General features: G+C 69.6%; 26 protein-coding genes and 1 tRNA gene. 5 read left to right on the top strand and 22 right to left on the bottom strand.

The features are described 5' to 3' along the window. Positions 1-9: 9 nt before the first annotated feature. The 11 genes from tatC to AMK58_RS16805 form a co-directional block, all read right to left on the bottom strand. On the bottom strand, positions 10-813 hold the full coding sequence (gene tatC, locus AMK58_RS16855; RefSeq protein WP_035676283.1) for a twin-arginine translocase subunit TatC: 804 nt from the start codon (positions 811-813) through the stop codon (positions 10-12). 22 nt (positions 814-835) lie between these two features. Next, positions 836-1,357: a Sec-independent protein translocase protein TatB gene (tatB, locus tag AMK58_RS16850; protein ID WP_035676275.1), complete on the bottom strand. Its 522-nt coding sequence runs from the start codon at positions 1,355-1,357 to the stop codon at positions 836-838. Between the two features lie 48 nt (positions 1,358-1,405). Continuing rightward, positions 1,406-1,699 (bottom strand): twin-arginine translocase TatA/TatE family subunit, encoded by a 294-nt coding sequence (locus AMK58_RS16845; RefSeq protein ID WP_059399211.1) that lies wholly within the window; start codon positions 1,697-1,699, stop codon positions 1,406-1,408. Between the two features lie 99 nt (positions 1,700-1,798). After that, a complete protein-coding gene (locus AMK58_RS16840; protein ID WP_104675330.1) occupies positions 1,799-3,112 on the bottom strand; it encodes an ABC transporter ATP-binding protein in 1,314 nt (437 codons plus the stop codon). 124 nt (positions 3,113-3,236) lie between these two features. Next, positions 3,237-3,890, bottom strand: a complete 654-nt coding sequence (scpB, locus tag AMK58_RS16835; protein ID WP_079285440.1) for an SMC-Scp complex subunit ScpB — start codon at positions 3,888-3,890, stop codon at positions 3,237-3,239. Continuing rightward, on the bottom strand, positions 3,887-4,705 hold the full coding sequence (locus tag AMK58_RS16830) for a segregation and condensation protein A (RefSeq protein ID WP_035676279.1): 819 nt from the start codon (positions 4,703-4,705) through the stop codon (positions 3,887-3,889). Before AMK58_RS16830 ends, scpB begins: the two co-directional genes overlap by 4 nt. Before the next feature lie 4 nt (positions 4,706-4,709). Further along, entirely contained in the window at positions 4,710-5,396 is a 687-nt protein-coding gene (locus tag AMK58_RS16825) for a site-2 protease family protein (protein WP_079285439.1), read from the bottom strand. A 54-nt stretch (positions 5,397-5,450) separates the two neighbouring features. Beyond that, positions 5,451-6,458 carry a beta-N-acetylhexosaminidase gene (nagZ, locus tag AMK58_RS16820; RefSeq protein WP_079292167.1) on the bottom strand — a complete coding sequence of 336 codons (1,008 nt, stop codon included), beginning with the start codon at positions 6,456-6,458 and terminating at the stop codon, positions 5,451-5,453. 82 nt (positions 6,459-6,540) lie between these two features. Next, a complete protein-coding gene (locus AMK58_RS31790) occupies positions 6,541-7,464 on the bottom strand; it encodes an SPOR domain-containing protein (protein ID WP_059399209.1) in 924 nt (307 codons plus the stop codon). Continuing rightward, positions 7,461-9,221, bottom strand: a complete 1,761-nt coding sequence (gene argS, locus AMK58_RS16810; protein ID WP_035671259.1) for an arginine--tRNA ligase — start codon at positions 9,219-9,221, stop codon at positions 7,461-7,463. The genes AMK58_RS31790 and argS overlap by 4 nt, the downstream gene beginning before the upstream one ends. A gap of 61 nt (positions 9,222-9,282) precedes the next feature. After that, positions 9,283-10,482: a deoxyguanosinetriphosphate triphosphohydrolase gene (locus tag AMK58_RS16805; protein ID WP_035671256.1), complete on the bottom strand. Its 1,200-nt coding sequence runs from the start codon at positions 10,480-10,482 to the stop codon at positions 9,283-9,285. Between the two features lie 192 nt (positions 10,483-10,674). Here AMK58_RS16805 and erpA point away from each other — a divergent pair, with 192 nt between their 5' ends. From erpA to AMK58_RS16780, 5 genes are all read left to right on the top strand, one after another. After that, positions 10,675-11,043, top strand: a complete 369-nt coding sequence (gene erpA, locus AMK58_RS16800) for an iron-sulfur cluster insertion protein ErpA (RefSeq protein WP_035671253.1) — start codon at positions 10,675-10,677, stop codon at positions 11,041-11,043. Positions 11,044-11,089: 46 nt separating this feature from the next. Beyond that, entirely contained in the window at positions 11,090-11,875 is a 786-nt protein-coding gene (locus tag AMK58_RS16795; RefSeq protein WP_035671250.1) for an exodeoxyribonuclease III, read from the top strand. 73 nt (positions 11,876-11,948) lie between these two features. Beyond that, positions 11,949-12,521, top strand: coding sequence for a hypothetical protein (locus AMK58_RS16790; RefSeq protein ID WP_035671248.1), 573 nt, complete (start codon positions 11,949-11,951; stop codon positions 12,519-12,521). Positions 12,522-12,726: 205 nt separating this feature from the next. Then, positions 12,727-12,816 (top strand) — tRNA-Ser (locus AMK58_RS16785). Between the two features lie 201 nt (positions 12,817-13,017). Then, entirely contained in the window at positions 13,018-13,914 is an 897-nt protein-coding gene (locus AMK58_RS16780; protein ID WP_035671246.1) for a diguanylate cyclase, read from the top strand. 27 nt (positions 13,915-13,941) lie between these two features. Here the strand turns inward: AMK58_RS16780 and leuD are convergent, their stop codons facing one another. The 11 genes from leuD to AMK58_RS16725 all read right to left on the bottom strand — a co-directional run bounded on the left by leuD (position 13,942) and on the right by AMK58_RS16725 (position 26,135). Continuing rightward, positions 13,942-14,538 carry a 3-isopropylmalate dehydratase small subunit gene (gene leuD / locus AMK58_RS16775; protein WP_035671243.1) on the bottom strand — a complete coding sequence of 199 codons (597 nt, stop codon included), beginning with the start codon at positions 14,536-14,538 and terminating at the stop codon, positions 13,942-13,944. Positions 14,539-14,540: 2 nt separating this feature from the next. Further along, positions 14,541-15,947, bottom strand: a complete 1,407-nt coding sequence (gene leuC / locus AMK58_RS16770; RefSeq protein WP_059399208.1) for a 3-isopropylmalate dehydratase large subunit — start codon at positions 15,945-15,947, stop codon at positions 14,541-14,543. Then, positions 15,944-17,365: an FAD-dependent oxidoreductase gene (locus AMK58_RS16765; protein ID WP_035676303.1), complete on the bottom strand. Its 1,422-nt coding sequence runs from the start codon at positions 17,363-17,365 to the stop codon at positions 15,944-15,946. The genes leuC and AMK58_RS16765 overlap by 4 nt, the downstream gene beginning before the upstream one ends. Further along, positions 17,362-17,976 (bottom strand): cysteine hydrolase family protein, encoded by a 615-nt coding sequence (locus AMK58_RS16760; RefSeq protein ID WP_035676304.1) that lies wholly within the window; start codon positions 17,974-17,976, stop codon positions 17,362-17,364. The genes AMK58_RS16765 and AMK58_RS16760 overlap by 4 nt, the downstream gene beginning before the upstream one ends. Then, the gene (locus tag AMK58_RS16755) at positions 17,973-20,069 is read right to left on the bottom strand and encodes a hydantoinase/oxoprolinase family protein (protein WP_051140402.1); all 2,097 of its coding nucleotides are present in this window, start codon (positions 20,067-20,069) and stop codon (positions 17,973-17,975) included. Before AMK58_RS16755 ends, AMK58_RS16760 begins: the two co-directional genes overlap by 4 nt. Positions 20,070-20,088: 19 nt before the next feature. Further along, positions 20,089-21,834 carry a hydantoinase B/oxoprolinase family protein gene (locus AMK58_RS16750; protein ID WP_035676305.1) on the bottom strand — a complete coding sequence of 582 codons (1,746 nt, stop codon included), beginning with the start codon at positions 21,832-21,834 and terminating at the stop codon, positions 20,089-20,091. Then, positions 21,831-22,718, bottom strand: coding sequence for an isocitrate lyase/PEP mutase family protein (locus AMK58_RS16745; protein ID WP_059399417.1), 888 nt, complete (start codon positions 22,716-22,718; stop codon positions 21,831-21,833). The genes AMK58_RS16750 and AMK58_RS16745 overlap by 4 nt, the downstream gene beginning before the upstream one ends. Positions 22,719-22,828: 110 nt before the next feature. Next, a complete protein-coding gene (locus tag AMK58_RS16740; protein ID WP_035676307.1) occupies positions 22,829-23,542 on the bottom strand; it encodes an ABC transporter ATP-binding protein in 714 nt (237 codons plus the stop codon). Further along, complete coding sequence (locus AMK58_RS16735) at positions 23,535-24,281, bottom strand: ABC transporter ATP-binding protein (protein ID WP_059399207.1); 747 nt, start codon at positions 24,279-24,281, stop codon at positions 23,535-23,537. Before AMK58_RS16735 ends, AMK58_RS16740 begins: the two co-directional genes overlap by 8 nt. Next, the gene (locus AMK58_RS16730; RefSeq protein ID WP_035676309.1) at positions 24,268-25,266 is read right to left on the bottom strand and encodes a branched-chain amino acid ABC transporter permease; all 999 of its coding nucleotides are present in this window, start codon (positions 25,264-25,266) and stop codon (positions 24,268-24,270) included. Before AMK58_RS16730 ends, AMK58_RS16735 begins: the two co-directional genes overlap by 14 nt. Further along, a complete protein-coding gene (locus tag AMK58_RS16725; RefSeq protein ID WP_035676310.1) occupies positions 25,263-26,135 on the bottom strand; it encodes a branched-chain amino acid ABC transporter permease in 873 nt (290 codons plus the stop codon). Before AMK58_RS16725 ends, AMK58_RS16730 begins: the two co-directional genes overlap by 4 nt. Positions 26,136-26,219: the final 84 nt, after the last annotated feature.

Raw genomic sequence — 26,219 nt, 5'->3', positions numbered from 1 at the left:
CGAAGGGCCTTACGCCTGCTCCGCTTCCGTCTCGTCGGCGTCGCCGCGCGTCTTCTCGATGCGGCGGCCGATCAGGATCGACACCTCGTAGAGCGCCAGCAGCGGAATGGCGAGGCCGACCTGGCTGATGACGTCCGGCGGGGTCAGGACCGCCGCGACGACGAAGACGAACACGATGGCGTAGCGCCTCTTGGCGGCCAGCGTCTCCGTCGTCAGCAGCCCGGCGCGGATCAGCAGAGTCAGCAGGACCGGAAGCTGGAAGGCCAGACCGAAGGCGAAGATCAGGTGCATCACGAGGCCGAGATACTCGCTGACGCGGGCCTCGAACTCGATCGGCAGGGCGCCGGCGTCCATGCCTGGGTGGAACTCGAACCCCAGGAAGAAACGCCAGGCCAGCGGGAAGATGAAGTAGTAGACCATCGCCCCGCCCAGGAAGAACAGGATCGGGGTGGCCACCAGGAAGGGCAGGAAGGCCTTGCGCTCGTGCTTGTAGAGGCCGGGCGCGACGAACATCCAGATCTGGCTGGCGACGATGGGGAAGGACAGGAAGCAGCCGGCCCAGAAGGCCACCTTCACATAGGTGAAGAAGGCTTCGGTCAGGCCGGTGTAGATCATCCGCCGCCCCTGCCCGGCCAGGATGTCGGCCAGGGGCTGGACCAGGAAATTGTAGATGCGGTCCGAGAAAGCGTAGCACACGAAGAAGGCGATGAGGATCGCCAGCGTCGCGTACATCAGACGGTTGCGCAGTTCGACCAGATGGTCGATCAGCGGCATCTTGCTTTCTTCGAGCTCGTCGTCGGACTCGCCGGTCATGCGCGTTTCGCCGGACACTGGGTCACGCCTGCTTGTTCGTGGTTGCCGCCGCAGCGGAGTCGGCGGAGGCCGGAACCGGCGGCTGGGCCGGGGCCGGGACGAACTCCGCGGGCGGAGCCGGAGGAAGCGGCGCCGTGACCGGCGGTTCGGTCGCTGGCTGCGGCTGAGCCGCGGTCACCTGCGGGGAGCCGACGGGAGGCACGGAAGCGGGACCATCCTCCGGCGGGCTGCCGTGATAGCCGTCAGCCCCAAGGTTGGCCCCCACGTCGAAGGCGCCCTTCAGTTCCCCCTTCGGATCGATCGTGTTCTCGACCATCTTCTGGAGGTTCGTATCGCGGACCTTCAGGGCTTCCTTGCGGAGCTCGTCAAGCTCCGCCTCCCGCATCATGTCGTCGATGTGGCCCTGGAAATCGCGCGCGACGAGACGCGCCTTCTTCACCCATTTTCCGAGGGTGTAGATGGCCTTGGGCAGGTCCTTCGGGCCGATCACCACGAGGGCGATGACCGCGATGACCATCAGTTCCGACCATGCGATGTCGAACATGGCTCCTCAGCCTTTCGAAGCGGCGCGGGGATGAAGGGCGCCGGACGGTCAGGTGCGGGCCGTCTCGTCCTTCTTCACGCCGGGGTCGGCGACGGGCGGAACCGGGGCGGGCGGAACCGGATGGACCGAGGACACCGGCTGGGCCGGCGGAACCGGCTGGTTCGGCAGGACCTTGGAATCGGCGCCCGCAGCGGTACCCTCTTCCTCGTCCTTCAGGCCGGCCTTGAAGTTCTTGATGCCCTTGGCGAGGTCGCCCATGACCTTCGGCAGCTTGCCGGCGCCGAACAGGAGAAGGACGATCAGAAGGACGATGACCCAATGCCAGACGCTGGAGAATCCCATGACACACGTTTCCTGAACAGGCAGCCCAATGGCGGGGCGGCACTATGGCAGAAAGGTTCCCCTCCCGCAACGATCGGTCGGGCGAAACCGCTCAAACGACTAAGTGGGTGCACCGGCTGGAAAAACGAAGGCCTGACACAGGTCCATGCACACCGAAACGTGACTTTGTTCGGCGGGGAGGAACTGGCCCGGCATGCGGGAGTGCAGATGCACCGAACCGCCCTTCCCGTCCGGCACGTCGAGATGGACCAGGCTGGTCCGGCCGAGCAGGCGCGCCGCCATCACGCGCGCCAGGACCGGCAGGTCTCCGGCGGGAACCGTGGCTGCGGGCTGGGCGGACAGCTTCAGCGCTTCCGGACGGATCAGCACGTCCACGGCGGTGCCGTCGGCGACCTCCGTGGGGATCGGGCCGACCGGCGTGTCCACCACCCCGCCCTGCACGACGCCCGCCATCCGGTTGACCTCGCCAAAGAACTCGGCGGCGAAGGCGTTGACCGGGCGGGTGTAGAGGTCCACCGGGTTGCCGACCTGAACGACCTTGCCGGCGCGCATCAGCGCGATGCGGTCGGCCAGGAACATCGCCTCCTCCGGGTCGTGGGTGACCAGCATGGTCGCCGCGCCGTTCTGCTTCAGCACGTGCAGCGTCTCGTCGCGCACCTGCTCCCGCAGCCGGGCGTCCAGGCCCGAAAAGGGCTCGTCGAGCAGCAGGACCGCCGGGTTGGGGGCGAGCGCGCGGGCGAGCGCCACGCGCTGCTGCTGGCCGCCGGAGAGGTGGTGCGGGAAGGAGTCGGCGTAGCCGGCCATGCCGACCTGCCCCAGAGATTCCAGCGCGCGCTTGCGCTGCGTCTCGCCGGACAGGGCGGTCAGGCCGAAGCGCACGTTGTCGAGCACCGACAGGTGCGGAAACAGCGCGTAATCCTGGAAGACGAGGCCGACGCCGCGGCGTTCCGGCGGCACCGCGCCGCGCTCGTCGGCGACCACCGTGCCACCGATCCGGACCGAACCGGTCTGCACCGCCTCCAGCCCGGCCGCGATGCGCAGCAGCGAGGATTTGCCGCAGCCGGACGGTCCGCAGAGACAGACGATCTCCCCCGCCCCGATGGTCACGCTGACGTCGTTGACGGCGACGACGCGCCCGTAACGGTGGGTGACGCCTTCCAGCGCCAGGGCCTCCACCGCGATGGCGGCGCCGCCACCTTGGGGACCAGAGGCGTCAAGATGCCGTCCGTTGGCCGGCAGCGTGACCGGCGCGGCCTCGCAGGGAGCGCCCTGCCGCGGGTCGGTCCCGCCGCGGCTGAACAGGGCCGACGCCTTGTCGCGCAGCGCGGTGCGCAGGCGGGCCGGCCGGGGTTCGGAAACGGCGTCTCCGGTCGCGGAGAAAGAACGGGCGTCGGTGACGGACGGACGATCCATGGCAGTCCCAGTCTATGGCGGTCCCAGTCTGAAGCGGCCCGGGGGTCGTTTGATGGCGGTCGATTGACCTTAGTACCGGTGCACCGACCCCGATGCAAATGGTTCTTATTTTCGAGCGTTTCGCTCAGGTATCGGAATCGTCAGCGTTTTCCGATGGTTCCGCGTCCTCCAGCCCGGCTCCGCCGATGCCCAGCAGCACCGGCCGCGAATCAAGCAGGCCGGCGGCGCGCAGGTCTTCCACCCCCGGCAGGTCGCGCAGGGTTTCCAGGCCGAAATGGTCGAGGAAATGGTCGGTGGTGATCCAGGTCAGCGGGCGGCCCGGCGTCTCGCGGCGGCGCCCCGGCCGGATCCAGCCATTCTCCATCAGGATGTCCAGCGTGCCCTTGCTGGTCGCCACGCCGCGGATCGCCTCGATCTCAGCCCGCGTCACCGGCTGGTGGTAGGCGATGATCGCCAGCGTCTCGATGGCGGCGCGGGACAGCTTCTTGGAGACCTCCTCCTCCTGCCTCAACAAGGGGGCGAGGTCCAACGCCGTGCGGAAGGACCAGCCGGCGCCGGTGCGGATCAGGTTCACCCCGCGCGCCGCGTAATGAACCCGCAATTCCTCCAGCAGGGCGCGGACGTCGGCGTCGCGGGTCAACCGCCGCCCCAGCGTCTCCTCATCCAGCGGGTCCGCGGAGGCGAACAGCAACGCCTCCAGCAGGCGCAGATCGCGCAGCCGCTGCTCCACCTCCTCCGGATTCTCGATCTCCTGGATCATGCCGTCGGGTCCGCTCATTCCTCGTCGCCCTGCTCATGCTGGTGCTCATGCCGGCGCGATGCCCGGCGGACGTAGATGGGGGAAAAGGCGCCGTCCTGGCGAAGCTCCACCCGCCCCGCCTTGGCCAGCTCCAGCGTCGCCGCGAAATGGGCGGCCAGCGCCGAGCGGGTCAGCAGCCCGCCGCGCACGCCATCCGGCAGGAAACTCGACAGGGTGGCCCAGTCCGGCATGCGGCCCAGCAGCTCCGACAGGCGGCGCACCGCGTCCTCCAGCGAATAGAGGCGCACCGGCTCGATGTGCAAGACGCCGCCCTCCTGCCGCTTCCTGTGCTCGCCGTAGGCCTTCAGCAGGTCGTAGAGCGTGACCTGGAAGACAGACTTGCGCAGGATGTCCAGATCCTCCGGGGCGCCACGGGCGAAACGATCCACCCCAAGCTGCGGGCGGGCGAACAGCTTGGCCGCCGCCCCCTTCATCGCCTCCAGCCGCTGAAGCTGGAAGGCCAGCGCCGCCGCCATGTCCTCGCCCGAAGGCTCCTCGTCCTCGACCTCCGGGATCAGCAGGCGGGACTTCAGGTAGGCCAGCCACGCCGCCATGACGAGATAGTCCGCCGCCAGCTCCAGCCGCACCTTCCGCGCCTCGGCGATGAAGGCGAGATACTGGTCGGCGAGCTGGAGGATGGAGATCTTCGTCAGGTCCACCTTCTGCTCGCGCCCCAGCGCCAGCAGCATGTCGAGCGGCCCCTCGAACCCGTCCAGGACGAGGACGAGCTGCTCCGCCGGGCTGGCCGCCTCGGCGCCCTCGTCCTCATGATCCGGGGGTTTTCTTCCGACCATGCCGTCAATTGCCGCTGAGGATGCGGATCAGCTCGATCATGTAATCCACCGGCGGGCCGAGCACCCAGGAGAAGACGCTGAGGTCCATGCCAAGCTCCCGCCCGATGAAGGGCAGCAGGAAGAAGGCGCCGATCAGGATCAGCATGCCGTACTTCTCCAGCCGCGCCAGCGGGAAGGCCAGCGCGTCGGGCAGGATGCCGACCGCCACGCGCCCGCCGTCGAGCGGCGGCAGCGGGATCATGTTGAAGACCATCAGCACGACGTTGACCAGGACCGACACCTCCAGCGCGGCGCGGAACCACATCTCCGTCGCCCCGCCCTGTGGGCTGGTGAAGCCCCAGATGATCGCAGAGACCAGCGCCAGCACGAAATTCACCCCCGGACCGGCCAGCGCCACCCACACCATGTCGCGGCGCGGGTGGTGCAGCCGCCCGAAATTCACCGGCACCGGCTTGGCCCAGCCGAAGACGAAGCCGGTGGTGAAATACATCACCGCCGGCAGCACCACCGTGCCCAGGGGGTCGATGTGACGGAGCGGGTTGAGGGTCACCCGGCCCAGCCGCCACGCCGTGTCGTCGCCGCGCCACATCGCCACGAATCCGTGCGCCGCCTCGTGCATTGTGATGGCGAGGATCGCGGGGATGGCGACCGCAAAGATCATCGGTATGCGGTCGATCAGACCTTCCAGCACGCCTGTCTCTCCCGTTGCGCCCCCCGGATGCGCCGGGGAAGCCTGAGCATGGCTCTAAACCTGGGGAGTTCCCAGCAATTCCGCCAGACGCGCCCGCAGCTCGTCGGCGTCCACCGGCTGCGCCGGGCCGCGCAACGCCTCGGCCCGCTCCCAACGGCGGACGGCCGCGCCACTCATCGCCGGAACGCCCTCGGCCACCGCCACCATCTCCTCCATCACGCCGTTGCAGTGGAGCACGACGTCCAGCCCGGCGGCGAGAACCGCCTCGGCCCGGCCGCGCATGCCGCCGGCCAGGGCGCCCATCGACAGGTCGTCGCTGAACAGCAGCCCGTCGAAGCCGATGGGGGCGCCGCGCACCACGTCGCGCACCACGATCGCCGAGGTGCTGGCCGGCTGGTCCGGGTCGATGGCCTTCATCACCACATGGGCGACCATGCCCAGCGGCATGTCGGCCAGGGCGCGGAAGGGCGCGAAGTCGGTGGCCTCCAGCGCCGCGCGCGGGGCGTCTACCACCGGCAACTCGGCGTGGCTGTCGGTGAAGGCCCGGCCATGGCCGGGCAGATGCTTGACGACCGGCAGAACGCCGCCGGCCATCAGCCCTTCGCAGGTCGCCCGCGCCAGATCGGCGACGCGGGCCGGATCGCCGCAGAAGGCGCGGTCGCCGATGATGTCGTGAGCGCCCTCCACCGGCACGTCGCAGACCGGGGCGCAATCCACCGTCACGCCGCAGTCCGCCAGCATCAGGGCCAGCAGCCGGGCGTTGATCCGGGCGGCCTCCCGTCCGGCGTCGGCGTCGCGGGCCGCGAGGTCGCCGAAGGCGCGCATCGGCGGAAAGGCCGGCCAGTGCGGCGGGCGCATGCGGGCCACCCGCCCGCCCTCCTGGTCGATCAGCACAGGAGCGTCGGCGCGGCCCACCGCCGCGCGCATCTCGGCCACCAGCGCGCGGACCTGCTCCGGCGTCTCGCAATTGCGCCGGAACAGGATGAAGCCCAGCGGATCGGCCTCGCGGAAGAAGGCGCGCTCGTCCGCGGTCAGGGTGGTGCCGGCGGCGCCGAACACCACGGCGCGATGGGGGGCGCGATGGGGGGCGCGATGGGGGGCGCGATGGGGTCCGGACGCGTTTCGGGCGTTCGGCAAAGCCGGATCAGGGACGGACAACCACACACCCCACATTCTGGGACTTGAGCTGGGCGCAGACCGACTTGGCGCGCTCCTCGTCAAGGCCGACGCCCTGGATGCGGTAGAAGATGCCCTTCTCGCCCAGATCGGCCTTGGCGACCTGCATGGACAGACCGCCGAGCGCCGCGCCGTAGCGGCTGGTCAGGCGCTTCCACTCCGTCGAGGCCTCGGCCTCGCTGCGCACCGCGGCGAGCTGGACGCGCCAGTTCCCCCCGCCAGACGCCTTGGCCGGAGCAGGCGCCGGTTGCGGAGGCGGAGCGGCGGCCACCGGTGGCGTGGGCTGCGGCTTTGGCGCCGCGGCAGGCGGCGCCGGAGCCGGCTTGGCCGCGGGTGGAGGGGCAGCTTTGGGAGCCGGAGCCGCCGGTGCCGGTGCTGGAAGGGCGGCCACCGCGGGCGGCGGGGCCGGAGCGGCGGCGGGCGGCAGCGCCCCCTCCCCCTCCTGGCGCGGCACCGTGGTGGTGGAGCCCGGCGGGGGCGGCGGCAGTTGGGCCACGGCGGGCGCCTCCGGCAGGGTCGGCGACGGCGGCACCTGCGGGGCCACGACCGGCCGCGGCAGCGGCTCCTCCGGCGGCGGCAGCAGGCGTTCGATCTGCGACTTCGACCCGCGGTCGTTCAACCGCTCGTAGACCAGCTTGTCCTGGTGCGGCACTTCCATGCCGCCGGGCTGCTCCGGGCGGGCCTTGGTCGGCGCGCTGTCGGCCATCAGCAGCGGCGGGCCGCCGTCCGGCGTGCTCTGCCCCTTGCCGCCGTAGACGACGACGATCGCGCCGGCGAAGGCCACGATGCCGACGACCGCCAGACCGAGGCCAAGCAGACCGCGCCGACCTCCCCGTTGCGGCGGCGTGCCGTAGGGATCGCTGGCGTAGTTGGCATCGCCCTCATACCTCATGACCGCAATTCCTCCACCGGTTCCACGCCCATCACGGCGAGGCCGGAGGCGATCACCGTGGCGACCGCGCTGATCAGCGCCAGACGGGCCACCGTGACCTCCTCGTCACCCTCGATCAGGAAGCGCAGGCTGGTGTCGTCGCGGCCCTTGTTCCACAGCGCGTGGAAGTCGCTGGCGAGGTCGGACAGGTAGAAGGCCACGCGGTGCGGCTCGTGTGCCTCGGCGGCGGATTCGACCAGACGCGGCCAGGTCGCCATACGCTTGGCCAGCGCCATCTCCTCCTCGCTGTCGAGACGGGCGAGGTTGGCCCTGGCTGCCAGCGCCGCCAGCGACAGGTCGGCCCCCGGCAGCGCCGTCGCGGCGTGGCGCAGGACCGAGCGGCAGCGGGCGTGGGCGTATTGCACGTAAAAGACCGGGTTGTCCTTCGACTGCTCGACGACCTTGGCGAAGTCGAAGTCCAGCGTCTGGTCGTTGCGGCGGGTCAGCATGATGAAGCGGACGACGTCGCGGCCGACCTCCTCGATCACGTCGCGCAGCGTCACGAAGGTGCCGGCGCGCTTGGACATCTTCACCGGCTCGCCGTTCTTCATCAGATGGACGAGCTGGCAGAGCTTCACGTCCAGCGACGCCTTGCCCTCGGTGATCGCCGTGGTCGCCGCCTGCATGCGCTTGACGTAGCCGCCGTGGTCGGCGCCCCACACGTCGATCTGCAGGTCGAAGCCGCGGCGGTGCTTGTCGTAGTGGTAGGCGATGTCGTTGGAGAAGTAGGTAAAGGACCCATCCGACTTCTTCAGCGGGCGGTCGACGTCGTCGCCGAAGTCGGTGGACTTGAACAGGGTCTGCGGGCGCGGCTCCCAGTCGTCGGGCTTCTTGCCCTTCGGCGGCTCCAGCACGCCGACATAGATCAGGCCGCGGTCCTCCAGCGCCTTCAGCGCCGTGTCCACCGCCCCGGCCTTCACCAGCGCGCGTTCGGAGCTGTAGACGTCCATGCGGACGCCGAGGACGCCGAGGTCCTCCTTGATCCATTCCATGATCGTGGCGATGGCGAAGTCGCGGCAGGCGGGCAGCCAGTCGGACTCGTCCGCGCCGACCCACTTGTTGCCGTCGCGCTCGGCCAGGGCCTGACCGACCTCCTTCAGATACTCGCCGGGATAAAGGCCCGCCGGGATCTCGCCGATGTCCTCGCCCAGCGCCTCGCGGTAGCGCAGGAAGGTCGAGCGGCCCAGCACGTCAACCTGGGCGCCGGCGTCGTTGATGTAATATTCACGGGCAACGGCGTAGCCGGCCTTCTCCAGCAGCGCGGCCAGCGCGTCGCCGAACACGGCGCCGCGGCCATGGGCCGCGTGCAGCGGGCCGGTGGGGTTGGCCGACACGTATTCGACGTTCACCGGACGCTGGCCGCCCAGCGTGCTCTCGCCATAGGCGGTGCCGGCGGTCAGCACGTCGCGGATGCAGTCGCGCCAGACATCAGCCGTCAAGCGCAGGTTCACGAAGCCTGGACCGGCGATCTCGGCGCTCGCCACGTCGGGGCGGGTCTTCAGCTTCGCCACCAGCAGCTCGGCCAGGGCGCGGGGCGGCTTGCCCGCCGGCTTGGCCAGGATCATCGCCGCGTTGGTCGACAGGTCGCCGTGCGCCGCCTCGCGCGGCGGCTCCACCGTCAGGCGCGCGGTGTCGAGCCCCGCTGGGATCTGGCCCTCGGCAGCCAGCTCGTCCAGCAGCTTGCGGATGTCGTTCTCGAAGACCTTGAAGATGTTCATCGTTTCAATTCTTGCTTTAGGTCTGGGCCGGTTAGGTCTTAGCCGTTTAGGTCTTAGCCGTTTAGGTCTTGGCGTCCATGTCGAACAGGCGGGCGTATTCGGCGAGCGCGTAGCGGTCGGTCATCCCGGCGATGTAGTCGGCGACCAGCCGTGCCAGCACCGTCCGGTCCCCCTGCCCGCCCTGTTTGACGATCTCCTCCTGCCATTGCGTCGGCAGGGTGTTCGGCTCGGCCATGAACAGGTCAAACAGGGCGGTGACCACCCGCTTGCACTTGCTCATTTCCCGGTTCACCCGGTAATGGCGGTACATGCGCTGTTTCAGGAAGGCGCGCAAGGGCCGCTGCGCCTCGAACATCGCGGGGGAGAAGCTGACGACCGCCTCCGGCAGGGCGCGCAGCTCGGCGGCGCTGCCCGGACGGTGACGGTCCAGCCGCTCCCGCGTCTCGGCCAGCAGGTCGACGATCATGTTGTTGATCATCCGCCGGATCGTCTCGTGGATCAGGCGGGACCGCTCCAGCCCCGGATAGCGGTCGCAGACCTGCCGCACCACCGGGCCGACCAGCGGCAGTTCCGCCACCTCGTCCACCGTGAACAGGCCGGCGCGCAGCCCGTCGTCGATGTCGTGGTTGTTGTAGGCGATGTCGTCGGCCAGGGCCGCCACCTGCGCCTCGGCACCCGGGTTGGTGTGAAGCTCCAGGTCCCAGCGCTCCTGGAAGGCGGCCAGCGTCGTCGGCAGCGTTTCGCCATCACGAAGTGGCAGCAGCGGGCCGTTGTGCTTGACCACGCCTTCCAGCGCTTCCCAGGTCAGGTTCAGCCCGTCGAAATCGGCGTAGCGCCGCTCCAGCATCGTCAGGATGCGCAGCGTCTGGTCGTTGTGGGCGAAGCCGCCGTAGGGCGCCATGCAGGCGTTCAGCGCGTCCTCGCCGGCATGGCCGAACGGCGTGTGGCCGAGATCGTGGGCGAGCGCCACCGCCTCCGCCAGATCCTCGTTCAGCCCCAGCGCGCGGCTGATCGAGCGGGCGATCTGCGCCACCTCCAGGCTGTGGGTCAGGCGGGTGCGGAAATAATCGCCCTCGTGATAGACGAAGACCTGCGTCTTGTATTTCAGCTTGCGGAAGGCGCCGGAATGCACGATGCGGTCGCGGTCGCGCTGGTAGCACGAGCGCGTCGGGCTTTCCGGCTCCGGAAACAGCCGGCCGCGCGTCTGTGCGGGGTCGCAGCCATAGGGCGCCGGGCGATCCTGGAAGAAGTCCGCCGTCATGGCGCGGACACTACCGGCGCAAACCGCGCTGTGCAACGGCGAAGGCGGTGACCCGCCGAGACATCCGGCAGCCGCCTCCGGGCGAACCGCAGGTCAGGCATGAGTTCGCCGGACATGCCTTTGACGAAAGGCGGACACACCCTTACATTCGTCGTTGTGTCGTCCGTTCCGCGAAACCCTGAGGTCCGTCCCATGCCCGACACCGCCCTTCCCGCCACCGCGCAAGAGGGTGCGCGCGTTCTCGCCGTGTCCGACAGCGCCGCCAAGCGCGTCGCCTTCCTGATCGAGCATGAGGGCGACCCGGCCCTGATGCTGCGCCTGACCGTGTCGGGCGGCGGCTGCTCCGGCTTCCAGTATGGTTTCTCCTTTGACGCCGCGGCGAATGAGGACGACCATGTGTTCGAGAAGAACGGCGTGAAGGTCGTCACCGACGACGCCTCGCTGGATCTGCTGGCCGGCTCCACCCTCGACTATGTCGAGGACCTGATGGGGGCCGCCTTCCAGATCAAGAACCCGAACGCCACGGCCTCCTGCGGCTGCGGCAACTCCTTCGCCGCCTGACGGTTCCTTTTTCCCCCTGGCCTTTGCCGAACAAGAAGAACACGACGTGAAGATCGCCACCTGGAACGTCAATTCGGCGAAGGCCCGCCTTCCGCTGATTACCGACTGGCTGCGCGCGGAGTCCCCGGACGTCGCGCTTCTCCAGGAGATCAAGTGCGAGACCGCGGCGTTCCCCCGCGCCGCCTTCGAGGATCTCGGCTATCACGTCACGCCGGTGGGGCAGAAGTCCTACAATGGCGTGGCGTTCCTTTCCAAGGCGCCGCACGAGGACGTGCTGACCCGTCTGCCCGGCGAACCGGAGGACGAGCAGGCCCGTTACGTCGAGGCCACGGTGGGCGGCGTGCGCATCGCCTCGCTCTACCTGCCAAACGGAAACCCCCTCGGGACCGAGAAGTTCGCCTACAAGCTCCGCTGGATGGACCGGCTGCACGCCCATGCCCGCGGCCTGCTGGCGCAGGAAATCCCCTTCGTTCTGGGCGGCGACTACAACATCATTCCGGAACCCCGCGACGTCTTCGACCCGGTGGCCTTCGCCGGCGACGCCCTGTTCCAGCCGGAATCGCGGGCGAAGTTCCGCGCCCTGCTGAATCTCGGCCTGACCGAAGCCTACCGCGCCCTGCACGACGACGACCACGCCTACACCTTCTGGGACTATCAGGCCGGCTGCTGGCCACGGGACCTGGGGTTGCGGATCGATCACTTCCTGCTGTCCCCGCAGGCCGCCGACCGTCTGGTGGAGTGCCGCATCGACCGTCGCCCGCGTGGAGCGGAAAAAGCGTCCGACCACACGCCGGTCCTGCTCGAGCTGCGTGACGGGTCAGACATTTCTTAAATTTTTTCGCGCATCCTCAAGGCCGACTCGGAAACCGAGCAAGCGTCCATCCGCGGGGAGAGGCGGCAAGACGATGGTCTGGGGACAGGACACCGGCCGCAGAGCGATCGAAGAGTTGCTGACGGCCATCGAGCACCAAGCCGGCGAAGCGGTCGCATTGGGCGCGCGTGCGCAGCGCGACATTCAGGAGGACCGTTTCTCTTCGTTCCTCGGCTTCCGCCGGAAGGTGGAGGAGGTGCGCGCCCTCGTCACCCTGACGGAAGAACGCCTAACAACCGTCGGCACGGCGAAGCTTTCCGACCTGCGCACGGAGTTCGAACGGATCGACCTTCTCCTGACCGGCTTGCTGGCCCGAGCGACACGGAACTATTTCGAACGGATGCGGGACGATCAGGCGCTCCCCATCGGCGCCCGCGAACTGTTCGAACCGGAATTGAAGATCATAGAGGAGATGCGCACCAAGCTGGACCGCCCACACTATGCGGGTCGCGTGTCGGCCACGGTGATTGAGGATCTGGAAGCGACCGGCGTCATGATCCGCAAGGTCATCAGCCGCGCCTCCAGCCTGCCTGATTTCTCCGACTCTCCGACTCCTCCAAAGCCGACGAAGCGCCTATCAAACCTGGGCCGCCCGATCCGGATGTGACTCCCCGCTTTGAACCGAGGCGGTCGCTACGCAGCGGGGATCAAAAGCAAGTTGACCAGGGGAACCGGAAACGGCATCTTCGCCCCGCTTCCGATCCCCGGCAAGCGATGAGCCGAGATCAGGCTTCGGTTTTGGGGATCAGAGCGGGGATCAGTAGGCAATGGTCCCCGAAATGCGCAGGGCGCCGCTCCTGATGCATTGAGTTGGATGGGTGGCCGAGCGGTTTAAGGCTCCAGTCTTGAAAACTGGCGTGGGGGCAACTCCACCGTGGGTTCGAATCCCACCCCATCCGCCACCATTTCCACTCATCAAATGAGAAACACCGCTCCTTCGTTGAAAATCTTTTGATTTTCGACAAGACTGACTTGCGCCGCCACGATTTACGGTCGAATCGGTGTCAGCGACCCGTCGATCCAGGTTCATTCGGAATTCCACGCAATTGTAATGTTTCCTTCAAGGCTTTGTGCTTCTCTGAGGCAATGGTCGTGGAGGCCGCATGCGGATTTTGGTGGTGGACGATTCGCGCATGGCGCGCATGGTGCTGTGCCAGCAGCTTGAAGGCTTCGGCCATCAGGCCGTCTTTGCCGAAAGCGGCCAAGCGGCCTTAGACCGCTGCCGCGACGAGCCCATCGACATCGCGCTCGTCGATTTCCGCGTCAGCGAGATGGAGGGAGTGGAGGTGTGCTGGCATCTGCGCGCGGCGCAGCGGGAACGGCACCTCTATCTTATGCTGATGATTCCCGGCAGCATCACGAACCAGTTCTTCGAGGTCGTGGAGAACGGCGCCGACGAGTTCCTCCGCAAGCCGCTGGACCTCACTTGGCTGCGCGCCCGACTGCTCGCCGCCTCCCGCGTGGTCGACATGCAGCGCCAGTTGGAGCGGCTCGCCACCACCGACTCGCTGACCGGGGCGCTGAACCGCGGGCGCTTCATGGCCCGGGCCGCCGACGAGGTGGCACGGGCACAGCGCAGCGGCCAGCCGCTGTCGGCGATCATGCTGGACATCGATCACTTCAAGAAGGTCAACGACACCTACGGCCACGCCACCGGGGACGAGGCCATCCGCACCGTGGTCCGTGTCTGCCGGTCTATGGTGCGCGGCGCGGACGTGCTGGGCCGGCTGGGCGGCGAGGAATTTGCCATCCTTCTGCCCGACACGCCGCAGCAGGGAGCGGCGCTGCTGGCGGAGCGGCTGCGCCGCGCGCTGGCTGAAACCGATGTGCGTATCGCCAACGGTGCCGGGTCCGTCCTCACCTTTACCGTCAGCATCGGCGTCAGCGCGCTGAAACCGGGTGAGAACGGCGTCGCTGCGGTGCTCGCGCGGGCGGACGAGGCGCTTTACCGTGCGAAGAACAGTGGCCGCAATCGGGTGATGTGCGACGCGGCGCCGTAATCCGGTGCGGAACCGTCGAATACCTCGTCAGGCTCCCGGCACCAACCAGGGCCGCGCTTCTGCATCCGCACGGTCGAAGGCGTCGATGGCATCCTGAAGGCGCAGCGTCAAAGCCACATCGTCAAGTCCTTCGATCAGGCATTCCTTTTTGAACGGGTCGATGGCGAAGGGCAGCGGCTGGCCGTCCGGGCCGGTCAGGGTCTGGGCCGGCAAATCCACGGTGACGGCGACGCCCGGCGCCTCCTGCAACTGGCGGCGCAGCTCCGCCACCGTCTCCTCCGGCAGGGTGATGGTCAGCAGGCCGTTCTTGGCGGCGTTGGCGGCGAAGATGTCGCCGAAGCTGGGGGCGACGACGCAGCGGAACCCGCCGTCCACCAGCGCGTAGACTGCCCCCTCCCGCGACGACCCGCAGCCGAAGTTTCGGTCGGTGACCAGCACGCGGGCGCCCGCATAGGAGGGGTCGTCCAGCGGGAAGCCGGGCTTGCGCTCGTCATGGAACAGGAAATTGCCGTAGCCGGCGCTGCGCGGCTTCTTCAGGAAGCGCGCCGGGAGCAACTGGTCGGTGTCGATGTTGGCGATGTCGAGCGGCACCGCCGGCGCGGTCAGCGTGACGAAGGGGTCCATCCTTACGAAGCTCCCAGCTTGCGGACATCGGTGAGTTTGCCGGTCACGGCGGCGGCGGCGGCCATCGCCGGGCTCATCAGATGCGTGCGGGCGTTCGGCCCCTGGCGGCCGGGGAAGTTGCGGTTGGTCGTCGAGGCGCAGCGCTCCCCCGCCGGGACGAGGTCGCCGTTGATGCCGACGCACATCGAACAGCCGGGCTCGCCCCATTCCAGGCCGGCGTTGGTGAAGACGCGGTCCAGCCCCTCGGCCTCCGCCTGACGGCGCACCGGGACCGATCCCGGCACCACCAGCCCCGGGACCACGGCGCGGCGGCCGCGCAGCACGGCGGCGGCGGCGCGCAGATCCTCCAGCCGGGCGTTGGTGCAGGAGCCGATGAAGATGCGGTCGATGCCGACCTCTTCCAGCCGCGTACCGGGGGTCAGCCCCATGTAGTCGAGCATCTTGCGCATCTGGCCGGCGCGCACCGGGTCGCTCTCGACGCCGGGGTCGGGAACCACGCCGGTGACCGGCACCGCGGTCTCCGGGCTGGTGCCCCAGGTGACCGAGGGGGCGATGGCCGCGGCGTCGAGCGACACCTCGCGGTCGAAGGCGGCCTCCGGGTCGCTCGGCAGGGTGCGCCAGTGCGCGACGGCGCGGTCGAACAGGTCCCCCTTGGGGGCATAGGTCCGCCCCTCGATCCAGGAGAAGGTGGTGTCGTCGGGGGCGATCATGCCGGCCCGCGCCCCCGCCTCGATCGACATGTTGCAGACGGTCAGCCGGCCTTCCATCGACAGGCCGCGGATGGCGCTGCCGGCGTATTCGATGATGTGGCCGGCCGCCCCGTCGGCGCCGATGAAGCCGATCACCGCCAGGATCAGGTCCTTGGCCGTCACATGGGCGCCCAGCACTCCGTCGACGGTCACGCGCATGGTCTTGGGCCGGCGCTGCCACAGCGTCTGGGTGGCCAGCACATGCGAGACCTCGGTGGCGCCGATGCCGAAGGCGAGCGCGCCGAAGGCGCCGTGGGTGGAGGTGTGGCTGTCGCCGCAGACGATGGTCAGGCCCGGCAGGGTCAGCCCCTGCTCCGGCGCCAGCACATGGACGATGCCTTGCGCCGGGTCGTGCAAACCGAAATGGCGCAGACCGTGGCGCCCGGCGTTCGCCTCCAACATCGTCACCATGTTGGCGATCTCCGGATCGGCGATCGGCGTGGCGCGGCTGTGCGAGGGCACGTAATGGTCGGCGACGGCGAAGGTCAGCTCCGGCCGCCGCACCGCGCGCTTGGCGTGATCGATCATCCCGAAGGCGTGAAACGAGCCCTCGTGCAGGAAATGGCGGTCGATGGCGAGCAGCGCCTGCCCGTCCGGCCGGGTCGCCACCAGATGGGCATCCCAGACCTTGTCGAACAGGCTGCGGGGGGACTGCGTCATTGGTTGCTTTCCTCCTTAACGGCGTCTGCGGCCGCCACCCCGGCGATGCGCCCCAGCGCCACCGCGGTCAGCAGCCCGTTGCCGGACAGGTAACCGGACGCCTTCGATCCCGACACGCCGCAGGCGGCCCCGCCGGCGGCGTAGAGGTTGGGCAGCGGCCTGCCCTGCCCGTCCGGCGTCTTGGCCAGCACGCGGGCGTCGTCATCGACGACCAGCCCGCCCTGGGTGTGGAACAGGGCGCCGGTGACGCGGACGGCGCGATAAGGTGGCACCAGCGGCGCCGAGCCGGCGAAGCTCCGGCCGAAACCGTCGGTACCGCCCTCGGCCTTCAACCGGTCGACCTCGGCCAGCGTGGCGGTCAACGCCTCAGGGTCCATCTTCATCGAACGGGCGAGGTCCACCGGGCTGTCGGCGCCCAGCACCGCGCCCATCGCCTCGGCCTGCCGGAAATCCTCGAACTGGCGGGCAACGGCGGCGATGCGCTCGTCGAAGATGGTCCAGGCGATGCCGTCGGGCTGGCGCAGCACGATGGCGGCCTGCTCCGAATAGCCCTGTGCCTCGTTGGAGAAGCGCTTGCCCGCGCTGTTCACCTGCACGCCGCCTTCGGTGACCGTCGCCCAGGTGACCAGGATGCCGGCGGGATGGGCGACCGAGCCGTGGCCCTGGTGCCCCGACAGGTGCCGCGTCGCCGCGCCCAGCGCTTCACCCCAGAGAAGCGCGTCGCCCTGGTTGCCGGGATGGCCGAAATAGAGCGCGTCGGCCAGTTCCGGCACATGGCGCTCGACCAGCGCCCGGTTGCCGCCATAGCCGTTGCAGGCGAGCACCAACGCGCCACAGCCGACCCGCTCGACGCTGCCATCGGGCCGGGTGACCTCGACGCCGCGGACGCGCGGGCCGTCGGCGTGGAGCGCGGTCACATGCGCCTCGCACAGCACGTCGATGCCGGCGGCCTCGACGGCGCCGCGCAGCCGGTCGATCAGCTCCGCCCCCGACCGGCTGGGCAGCCCGTGCATGCGCCGGGCGCTGTGGCCGGGGTAGGTGAAGTTGTCGACCACCGAGAACGGCAGGCCGTAGCGGTCGGCCAGCCATTCCAGCGCCGGGCCGACGGCGCGGGCGACGCGGGACACGTCCGCCGGGTCGGGCTCCCCCTTCGCCTTGGCGATGATGTCGGCGGCGAAGCGCTCCGCGCTGTCCTCGATCCCGGCGGCGCGCTGCCAGCGCGTGCCCGGCGCCGGGATCAGACCAGCCGACAGGGCGGTGGAGCCCTGGGGCAGCGCGTCGCGCTCCAGCACCAGCACCTCCGCCCCGCGCTCGTGGGCGGCGAGCGCGGCGATCATCCCGGCCGCACCGCCGCCGATCACGACGACGGGCACCGTGAATTCGAACGTCACGCCCTCGGCGGGCAGGATGCGGCTCATGGCGCGGACAACTCCTCCAGCATCGCCGCGACCGTCGCCACGCGGCAGACCGGGCGCAGCGCGGTGACCGAGACGTCATGGACCTGCGGCGTGAAGGCGGCGCAGCCGTCCTCCAGCAAAATGGTGTCGAAGTCGCGGACATGGGCGTCGCGCACGGTCGAGGCGACGCCGCCGTTGGTGACGATGCCGCAGACCAGCAGCCGCTCCACCCCGCATTTGCGCAGCACCCATTCCAGCCGTGACATGTAGAAGGCTGAATAGGCAATCTTCTCCACCTCGACATCGACGGGCTGGAGCGTGTCCACCGTGCGGTGCCCCCAGCCGCCCGGCTGGAAATCGCCCTTCGCCAGGAAGGGGCGCAGCGCCTTCAGGTGGGGGGAGATCATCGGCTCGCCACCGCGGCCGGGAACCAGGGTGAAGTTGGTCGAGATCACCCAGCCGCCGCGCGACCGCAGCAGGTCGGCCAACGGCTTCACCCGCTCCGGCAGGGCCAGGATTTCCGGCGCCGTCTGGCCGGCACGGCCATAGGCCCCCTCCGGGTGGAGGAAATCGTTCTGCAGGTCGCAGACCAGCAGCGCGGTTCGCTCCATGGGAATGGCGGAGACGCTCATCGGGCGCTCCTTTCCACGATGACGTTGCCGTACCCGTCGACGCGGGCGCTGAGGTCGGGGTCGATGACGGTGGTGGCGTCCGGCTGCTCCAGGATCGCCGGTCCCTGGATGTGGGCGCCGACCGGCAGGTCGAGACGGTTGTAGACCGCCGTGTCGTGCCACGCCCCGTCGAACCACACCGGACGCGACCCGGCGTAGGCGCCCTCCACCGTCGTTTCGGCGGCCGGGGCCAGGGCGGCGAGGTCGAAATGCGGACGGCGGCCGATGGCGGCGGTGCGCAGGTTGACGATCTTGGCGCCGACGCCCGGCAGCAGCCGGCTGAAGGACGCTTGGTAGGCGCGCTCGAAGGCGGCGCGGATGGTCGCCTCGTCGACCCCGGTTGTCCCGTTCGCCACCGACACCGGCAGCGGCACGGCGACCGTGTGGGTCTGGCCGATGTAGTGCATGTCGAGTTCGAAGACGAGGTCGATGCGCTCTACGCTGAGGCCGGCGGACTCCACCACGGCGCGGGCGGCGGTCGCCTCCTCGACCATGCGGCGGTCGAGCGACGCGGCGTCGATGCCGGCCAGCGGCAGGTTCACCGTCTGCACCTGATCGTGGCGGATGTCGGCGATGACGCAGCCAAGCGCCGAGGTCACGCCGGGGAAGCGCGGCACCAGCGCCGCCTTCAGCCCGACCTCCTTGATCAGCGCGCCGACATGCAGCGCGCCGCCGCCGCCGAAGGGCACCGCGGCGAACTTGGCCGGGTCGTGGCCGCGCTCGATGGAGACGAGGCGGATGGCGCCGGCCATCTTGCTGTTGGCGATGCGCACCACCGCCTCCGCCGCCGCCATGACGTCGAGGCCCAGCGGCTCGGCGACGTGGGTGGCGATGGCGGTGCGGGCGGCGTCCACGTCCAGCCGGGCGAGCTTGCCGCCGATCGGACGCTCGGCGTTGATGCGGCCGAGCAGCACGTTGGCGTCGGTCAGCGTCGGGCGGGTGTTGCCCTGGCCGTAGCAGACCGGTCCCGGCCGCGAGCCGGCGCTTTCCGGCCCGACCTGGAGCATGCCGCCGGGATCGACCCCGGCGATGGAGCCGCCGCCGGCGCCGATGGTGGTGATCTCGATCATCGGCGTGCGGACGACCAGACCGAAGTCGATGGTGGTCTGGGCGGCCAGCATGGTCTGCCCCTCCACCACCAGCGACACGTCGAAGCTGGTGCCGCCGAGGTCGCCGGTGATGACGTTGGGGAAGCCCGCCGCCTTGGCGATCGCCGCCGCGGCGATGACGCCGGCCGCCGGCCCGGACAGGGCGGTGCGCACCGGCAGGCGCCGGGCGGTGTCGGTGGACATGACGCCGCCGTTCGACTGGACGATGTGGAAGCGTCCGCCGAACCCCTCCCCCGCCAGCGCGTTGTCGAGCTTGGCGAGGTAGCTGCCGACCACCGGCTGGAGATAGGCGTTCAGAGCGGTGGTCGAGGTGCGCTCGAACTCGCGGATCTCCGGCAGGATGCGCGACGAGCATTCGAGGTTGGCGTTGGGCCACACCTCGCGCGCCGCCTCCAGCGCCGCCAGCTCGTTGGCCGGGTTGGCGTAGGCGTTGATGAAGACGATGGCCAGCGCCTCCGCCCCCATCCCGGCCAACCGGCGGGCGGCAGCTCGCACCTCCTCCGGATCGACGGCGGCGCGGATCGTGCCGTCGGCCAGCGTGCGCTCCGCCACCTCCAGCCGCAGATCGCGGTCGACCACGGGGACGAAGTCGCCCCACAGACCCCAGGTCTGGCGGCGGTCGCGGCGGCGCATCTCCAGCACGTCGCGGAAGCCGGCGGTGGTGATCAGCCCGACCTTGGCGCCCTTGCGCTCCAAAAGCGCGTTGGTGCCGACCGTGGTGCCGTGGACGATGGACCCCAGCTCGGCGACCGGGCCGAAGCTCTGCAGGCCGGCGAGGAAGCCGACCGCCTCGTCGCCGCGGTTGGAGGGGACCTTGGCGGTGCGGAAGCTGCCGCGCGCCTCGTCGTAATGGAACAGGTCGGTGAAGGTGCCGCCGACATCGACGCCGACGATCGCGCCCTTGGGGGCGCCCTTGGCCACACCCGTGGAAATGCCGTTGCTCATGGTCTTGCTTTCGGATTCGTCAGGCGGCGGAGGGTTCGCGGAGCGCCGCGGTGGCGGCGACGTCGAGCGCGCCGTCGTCGGTCAGCGCCACGCCGTAGGCGCTGCGCGCGGCCTCGGCGCCGAGATAGCCGAGCCGCACGTCGCGGGCCACGGCCTCGGCGTCGCGGCGGAGCGGATCGCCCCAGCCGCCACCACCGGGAGTCTCCAGCCGGACGCGCTGGCCGTCGCGGACTTTCACGTCAGTGACCTTGGAGGCGAGCGGCGGCGATTTCTCGCCCTCGTCGCTCTGCCAGACGAAGCGGTTCAGCGCCGCGGGCGTGCCGCCGGCCACCCCGAAGGGCGGGAAGACGCCGCGCTCGCCCAGCAGGAAGACGTCGGCGGCGGTCAGCGCCTCGATCTCGTAGACGGCGCCCAACCCGCCGCGGTGCAGGCCGGCCCCGGCGGAATCCGGGCGCAGCGCCCATTGGGTGAACATCACCGGATAAGCGGCTTCGAGGATTTCCACCGGCGGGATGGTGGCGGTGGAGATTGGGTTGTTGGCGTGGTTCAGTCCGTCGCTCTCCGGGTTGCCGCCCAGGCCACCGCCGAAGAAGGAGAACATCACCCAGCGCGAGCCGTCCGGACGGTGGCCGGCCAGCGACAGCGCGTTGATCGTGCCGAAGGGTGCCGCGGTGGCGCGGGACGGATCGGCCAGGGCCAGCGCACCGAAGACCACGCCGATGACGCGCAGGATGGTCTCGGTGTAGCCGCCGACCGGCTTGGGCGGCTTCACCGCGAGCAGCGTCGTCTCGGGGATGACGAAGGTGATCGGGTTGAGGCAGCCGGCGTTGGCCGGCACGTCGGTGAAGACGTGCTTCAGCGCGACGTAGCAGCAGGCCACCGCCGTGGAATAGGCGATGTTGAGCGGCCCGGCGCAGGGGGCCGAGGAGCGGGAGAAGTCCAGCACCATGCGGTCCCCCGCGATGGTCAGGTCGAGGGCGATGCGCAGACGGTCGGCGGTGATGCCGTCGTTGTCGAGATAATCCTCGAAGCTGTAGGTGCCGTCGGGCAGTTTGGACAGCGCGCTGCGCATCAGCGCCTCGGCCCGCGCGGTGAAGGCGTCGAAGGCGGCGGCGACGGTGTCCTCGCCATGCTCGTCCAGCAGTTCGGTCAGGCGGCGCACGCCCAGATCAAGCGCGTTGAGCTGCCCGTTCAGGTCGCCGTAGTTGGATAACGGCACGCGGGAGTTGGCGGCGAGGATCGCCAGCAGGTCGTGGTTCATTGCCCCGGCCTTGACCAGCTTCACCGGCGGGATGCGCACGCCCTCTTGGAAGCTGTCGGTGGCCCGCGCGTTGAAGTTGCCCGGCACGTTGCCGCCAATGTCGAGCCAATGGCCGACCGACGCCATCCAACAGAACAGCCGGCCCTGGCGGAAGATCGGCCGCACCAGCCGGAAGTCGTTCAGATGGGTGCCGCCGTCGTAGGGGTCGTTGAACAGGAAGATGTCGTCGGGGTGGAGGTCGCCCTCCCGCGCCACCTTGTCGATCACCGCCTTGACCGCGAAGGCCATGGCGCCGACGAAGATCGGCAGGCCGTTGGTGCCCTGCACCAGCGTGGCCCCGGTCTCGGCGTGGTAGAGGCCGTGGCAGGCGTCGCGCGCCTCGGCGATGATCGGGTTGAAGGCCGAGCGGTAGAGCGTCGCGTCCATCTCGTCGGCGATCTGCTCCAGCCGGCCCTTCAGGACGGCCAGCGTGACGGGGTCGATTGTCGTTTTCTGAATTGTCATGCCGCGTCCTCCCGCTTGGCGGAGGTGAAGTCCTTGTAGGTTTCGCCGAGCGCCAGCATCTCCGGCGTTCCGATGAGATCGTTCAGCGCGTTGAAGTCGAACATGCGGTCGCGGAAGGGCTGGGTGGTGCCATGCTGGGCCAGCGACGCGTAATAGTCCTGCGCCTGCCGGGCCAGCGCCCGCACGATGCCGCCGGGGAAGATCACCAGCCGGTAGCCGAGATCGCCCAGATCGGCGGCGGAGCTGATCGGCGTCTGCCCGCCCTCCACCATGTTGGCGAGCAGCGGGCGGATGCCGCCGAGGTCGGTGGCGATGGCGGAGAGCTGCTCGCGGCTTTTCGGCGCCTCGACGAACAGCACGTCGGCGCCGGCCTCGACGTAGAGCCGGGCGCGGTCGAGCGCCGCCGGGACTCCCTCCACCGCCACCGCGTCGGTGCGCGCGATGATCAGCGTGCCTTCGCTGGACCGGGCATCGACCGCCGCCTTGATCTTACCGGCCATCTCCCCCGCCGGGATCACCGCCTTGTCGGTCAGATGCCCACAGCGCTTGGGAAAGCTCTGGTCCTCAAGCTGCAGGGCGGTGGCGCCGGCGCGCTCGAACATGCGCACGGTGCGCTGCACGTTGAGCGCGTTGCCGTAGCCGGTGTCGGCATCGACGATCAGCGGCGTCGGCACGCGGTCGCGCACCAGCGCGATGGTGTCCGCCACCTCGCTGACCGAGACCAGCCCGATGTCGGGCCGGCCGAGCCGGGTGTAGGCGATGGCAGCCCCCGACAGGTAGAGCGCCTCGAACCCCGCCGCCGCCGCCAGCGAGGCGGTGAAGGCGTCGTAGACGCCGGGGGCCAGGACGACGCGGTCCTGGGCCAGTCGGTCCCGGAAACTCATGCTGGGGACGGTCATGTCAAACGCTCCCCCCGGTGCCGGTCCGCGAAGCCGTCGCAGCACCACCGGGTCAGGGTTGAGAAATGTCGGGACAGGGCCGGAGCACGCATCGCTCACAGCCCCAGATAGGTGCGTTTCAATTCAGGGTCGCGCGCGATCTCGGCGGACGGTCCGGAGAGCGCGAAGACGCCGTTTTCGAGGATGTAGGCGCGGCGGGCGACCTCCAGCGACTGGACGACGTTCTGCTCGACCAGCAGGATCGCCAGCCCGCCCGCGTTCAGCTGGCGGATCAGCCCGAACATCTCTTCGACCACCAACGGCGACAGGCCGAGCGACGGTTCGTCGAGGATCAGCAGCAGCGGTTCGGCCATCAGGCCGCGCCCGATGGCGAGCATCTGCTGCTCGCCGCCCGACAGCGTGCCGGCGAGCTGGCCCTCGCGCTCCTTCAGGCGGGGGAAGGTGGTGAAGATGCGCTCCAGGTTCCGCGCCCGGTTCGGCTTGCCGCGCCGGTAGCTGCCCAGCTCCAGATTCTCGCGGATCGACAGGTTGGGGAAGATCTTGCGGCCTTCCGGCACCTGGATCAGCCCCTCCTCCACGATGCGCGCGGCGGAGCGGCCGTCGATGCGGGTGCCGGCGAAGCGGATCTCCCCCGCCCAGGGCGGCAGCACGCCCGACAGCACCTTGTTCAGCGTCGTCTTGCCGACGCCGTTGGAGCCGAGGACCGTGACGATCTCGCCGTCCAGCACGGCCATGTCGATGCCGCGCAGCACCTCGGTGGCGCCGTAGCCGGTCCTCAGCCCCTGGATGCTCAGAAGCGCCTCAGCCATGGGACGCCCCCTCCGCCGCCAGACGGGCGGCGGCGCCGTGGCCGAGATAGGCCTCGATCACGCGGGAATCGGCGCAAACGGCGGCGGGCTTGCCCTCGGCGATCATGCGGCCCTGGGCCAGCACATAGACGCGCTCGCACAGATTCATCACCGCCTGCATGACGTGTTCGATCATCAGGATCGTCACCCCTTCGTCGCGGATTCCCCGAATCACCGGGATGATGTCGCGGATTTCCGACGGGTTCAGGCCGGCCAGCACCTCGTCCAGCAGCAGCAGCTTCGGCTCGGTGGCGAGCGCGCGGGCCAACTCCAGCCGCTTGCGCCCGGCCACCGTCAGCCCGCCGGCCGGCCGGTCCAACTCGGCCGCCAGCCCGACCCGGCGGGCCACCTCGCGCGCCTTGGCGATGGCGTCGGCGCGCCTGGCGTGGCGCAGATAGGCGCCGACCGCGATGTTCTCGCACACCGTCAGCCCGGCGAAGGGCTGGACGATCTGGAAGGTGCGGCCGATGCCGCGTTCGGCGCGGCGGTGCGGCTCCTCGCCGGTGATGTCGGTGCCCTCGAACAGGATCCGCCCGTCGCTCGGTGCGACGAAGCCCGAGATCATCGAGAACAGCGTCGTCTTGCCGGCGCCGTTCGGCCCGATCAGGCCGACGATGCCGCCGGGCTCCAGCGCGAGCGATGCGTTGTCCACCGCCATCAGACCGCCGAAGCGCTTGGAGACGGACTCAACGGCCAGCATGGGACACCTCCTTGGCGCCGCGCGTCATCATCCCGCGGCCGCGGTCGCGCAGCCGCTCCAGCAGGCCCAGGATGCCGCCGCGGGCGAAGGCGACGGCCAGAACCAGCACGCTTCCGAAGACGATCAGGTCGATGCCGGGGATGCGGCCGGCGAACTGCTTGGCGAGTTCGCCCAGCCCATGCAGGGTCAGCGCCCCCACCACCGGCCCGAAGACGGTGCCGACGCCGCCGATGATCGGGGCGAGCAGCAACTCCACCGAGATCCAGCTGCCGTAGGCGATGTGGGCGTCGATGTAGAGGAAATACTGGGCGTAGAGGCAGCCGGACAGCGCCGTCACCGCGCCCGACAAGGCGATGGCGCGCAGCTTCACCTTCAGGGAATCAACGCCCAGCGCCTTGGCGGCGTCCTCGTTCTCGCGCACCGCGACGAGCTGCGCCCCGAAGCGCGAGCGCTGGATCCAGCGCGTCAGCAGCAGCACCCCGGTGACGAAGGCGAGGACCAGCCAATAGAAGACGGCGCGGTCGGCGAATTGCAGATTCGCGGGGTGGACCTCCAGCTTGATCAGCAGGCCGGCGGCGCCGCCGGTGACGGGCGTCGCGTTGGCGAGGATGCGGAACACCTCGGCGAAGGCCAGAGTCACCAGCGCGAAGTAGGAGCCGCGCAGACCGGAGCGGAAGCTGAGGAAACCGATGGCCCAGGCGACCGCCGCCCCTGCCGCCGTCGCCAGCAGCAGACCGGCCCAGGCGTTGACGCCGTAGCGCAGCTGCAGGATCGCCGTCACATAGGCGCCGGTGCCGAAGAAGGCGGCGTGGCCGAAGCTGAACTGGCCGCCGAAGCCACCCAGAATGTTCCAGCCCTGCGCGCCCAGCGCCACGATCAGCGTGAAGACGAGGAAGTTCATCACCGGGCTGGACGTCACCACCAACGGCAGCAGCGCGGCGAGGACGGCCAGGACGGCGATCGGGATCAGGTCGCGCGCGGTCATGCCTTGGCTCCGAACAGGCCGGTCGGCCGCACCAGCAGCACGGCGATGAAGATCAGGAAGATGCCGATCTGCCCCAGACTGTCGCCCAGGAACAGGCCGCACAGGCTCTCCACCACGCCGATGAACAGGCCGCCGAGCAGCGCGCCGGGGAGCGACCCCATGCCGCCCAGCACCACAACCGTGAAGGCGACCAGCACGAAGGCGCTGCCGATGCGCGGGTTGACGTAGAAGGTCGGCATCAGCAGCCCGGCCGCCACGGCGAGGCAGGCGCAGCCCAGCCCGAAGGTGATGGCGTAAACGTGCGGCACGTCGATGCCGACCAGATTGGCGCCCAGCTTTTCCTTGGCGACGGCGCGGATGGCCTTGCCGGTGTCGGTGCGGTTCAGCACCAGCCAGAGCAGCCCGGTCACCACCACCGCCACCGCCAGCCCGATCACCCGCGGGAAGGACAGCAGCAGCGGCCCCAGCGCGACCACCTGGAACGAGTAATCGGTGTCGAGCGTGCGGGTGTCCGACTGGAAGACCGCCAGCAGCACATTCTCCAGCACGATCGACAGACCGAGCGTGACCAGCAGGATGTTGCCGTCGTCGCCGTGGCTGGCCGGCCCGATGACGAAGCGCTGCAGCCCGTAGCCCAGCACGAACATCAGCGGCACCAGCGGCACGATCACCAGATAGGGGTCGAGGCCCAGCCACGCCCAGGCGATCCACACCGCGAACATCGCGCAGGTCAGCAGCGCGCCGTGCGCGAAGTTGATGATGTGGAGCACGCCGTAGATCAGCGTCAGGCCGAGGGCGATCAGCGCGTAGACCGCGCCGGTCATCAGCCCGTTCAGCGCCGCTTCCAGGATGATCTGAGGTGAATACATGGCAGCCAGCGCATGAGGGAAATGGCCCCCCACCCGTCCGGGCGGCCGCTGCGCGGCACCGCAGAACGGATGGGGAAATGCGGG

This window comes from Azospirillum brasilense (assembly GCF_001315015.1).
Classification (GTDB): Bacteria; Pseudomonadota; Alphaproteobacteria; order Azospirillales; family Azospirillaceae; genus Azospirillum; species Azospirillum brasilense.
Note: the sequence above shows the minus strand (reverse complement) of the source record. Positions and strands in the feature narration are given on the sequence as shown.

Excerpts from the sequence above, each read along its gene's own strand:
- leuD (WP_035671243.1), bottom strand. The coding sequence starts at position 14,538 with ATGGACCCCTTCGTCACGCTGACCGCGCCGGCGGTGCCGCTCGACATC.
- erpA (WP_035671253.1), top strand. The coding sequence starts at position 10,675 with ATGCCCGACACCGCCCTTCCCGCCACCGCGCAAGAGGGTGCGCGCGTT.
- AMK58_RS31790 (WP_059399209.1), bottom strand. The coding sequence starts at position 7,464 with ATGAGGTATGAGGGCGATGCCAACTACGCCAGCGATCCCTACGGCACG.
- AMK58_RS16790 (WP_035671248.1), top strand. The coding sequence starts at position 11,949 with ATGGTCTGGGGACAGGACACCGGCCGCAGAGCGATCGAAGAGTTGCTG.
- AMK58_RS16765 (WP_035676303.1), bottom strand. The coding sequence starts at position 17,365 with ATGAGCCGCATCCTGCCCGCCGAGGGCGTGACGTTCGAATTCACGGTG.
- AMK58_RS16745 (WP_059399417.1), bottom strand. The coding sequence starts at position 22,718 with ATGAGTTTCCGGGACCGACTGGCCCAGGACCGCGTCGTCCTGGCCCCC.
- AMK58_RS16730 (WP_035676309.1), bottom strand. The coding sequence starts at position 25,266 with ATGACCGCGCGCGACCTGATCCCGATCGCCGTCCTGGCCGTCCTCGCC.
- AMK58_RS16780 (WP_035671246.1), top strand. The coding sequence starts at position 13,018 with ATGCGGATTTTGGTGGTGGACGATTCGCGCATGGCGCGCATGGTGCTG.
- AMK58_RS16740 (WP_035676307.1), bottom strand. The coding sequence starts at position 23,542 with ATGGCTGAGGCGCTTCTGAGCATCCAGGGGCTGAGGACCGGCTACGGC.
- AMK58_RS16760 (WP_035676304.1), bottom strand. The coding sequence starts at position 17,976 with ATGAGCGTCTCCGCCATTCCCATGGAGCGAACCGCGCTGCTGGTCTGC.
- AMK58_RS16840 (WP_104675330.1), bottom strand. The coding sequence starts at position 3,112 with ATGGATCGTCCGTCCGTCACCGACGCCCGTTCTTTCTCCGCGACCGGA.
- tatB (WP_035676275.1), bottom strand. The coding sequence starts at position 1,357 with ATGTTCGACATCGCATGGTCGGAACTGATGGTCATCGCGGTCATCGCC.
- leuC (WP_059399208.1), bottom strand. The coding sequence starts at position 15,947 with ATGACGCAGTCCCCCCGCAGCCTGTTCGACAAGGTCTGGGATGCCCAT.
- AMK58_RS16735 (WP_059399207.1), bottom strand. The coding sequence starts at position 24,281 with ATGCTGGCCGTTGAGTCCGTCTCCAAGCGCTTCGGCGGTCTGATGGCG.
- AMK58_RS16750 (WP_035676305.1), bottom strand. The coding sequence starts at position 21,834 with ATGACAATTCAGAAAACGACAATCGACCCCGTCACGCTGGCCGTCCTG.
- AMK58_RS16725 (WP_035676310.1), bottom strand. The coding sequence starts at position 26,135 with ATGTATTCACCTCAGATCATCCTGGAAGCGGCGCTGAACGGGCTGATG.
- tatC (WP_035676283.1), bottom strand. The coding sequence starts at position 813 with ATGACCGGCGAGTCCGACGACGAGCTCGAAGAAAGCAAGATGCCGCTG.
- argS (WP_035671259.1), bottom strand. The coding sequence starts at position 9,221 with ATGAACATCTTCAAGGTCTTCGAGAACGACATCCGCAAGCTGCTGGAC.
- AMK58_RS16755 (WP_051140402.1), bottom strand. The coding sequence starts at position 20,069 with ATGAGCAACGGCATTTCCACGGGTGTGGCCAAGGGCGCCCCCAAGGGC.
- scpB (WP_079285440.1), bottom strand. The coding sequence starts at position 3,890 with ATGAGCGGACCCGACGGCATGATCCAGGAGATCGAGAATCCGGAGGAG.
- AMK58_RS16845 (WP_059399211.1), bottom strand. The coding sequence starts at position 1,699 with ATGGGATTCTCCAGCGTCTGGCATTGGGTCATCGTCCTTCTGATCGTC.
- AMK58_RS16805 (WP_035671256.1), bottom strand. The coding sequence starts at position 10,482 with ATGACGGCGGACTTCTTCCAGGATCGCCCGGCGCCCTATGGCTGCGAC.
- AMK58_RS16830 (WP_035676279.1), bottom strand. The coding sequence starts at position 4,705 with ATGGTCGGAAGAAAACCCCCGGATCATGAGGACGAGGGCGCCGAGGCG.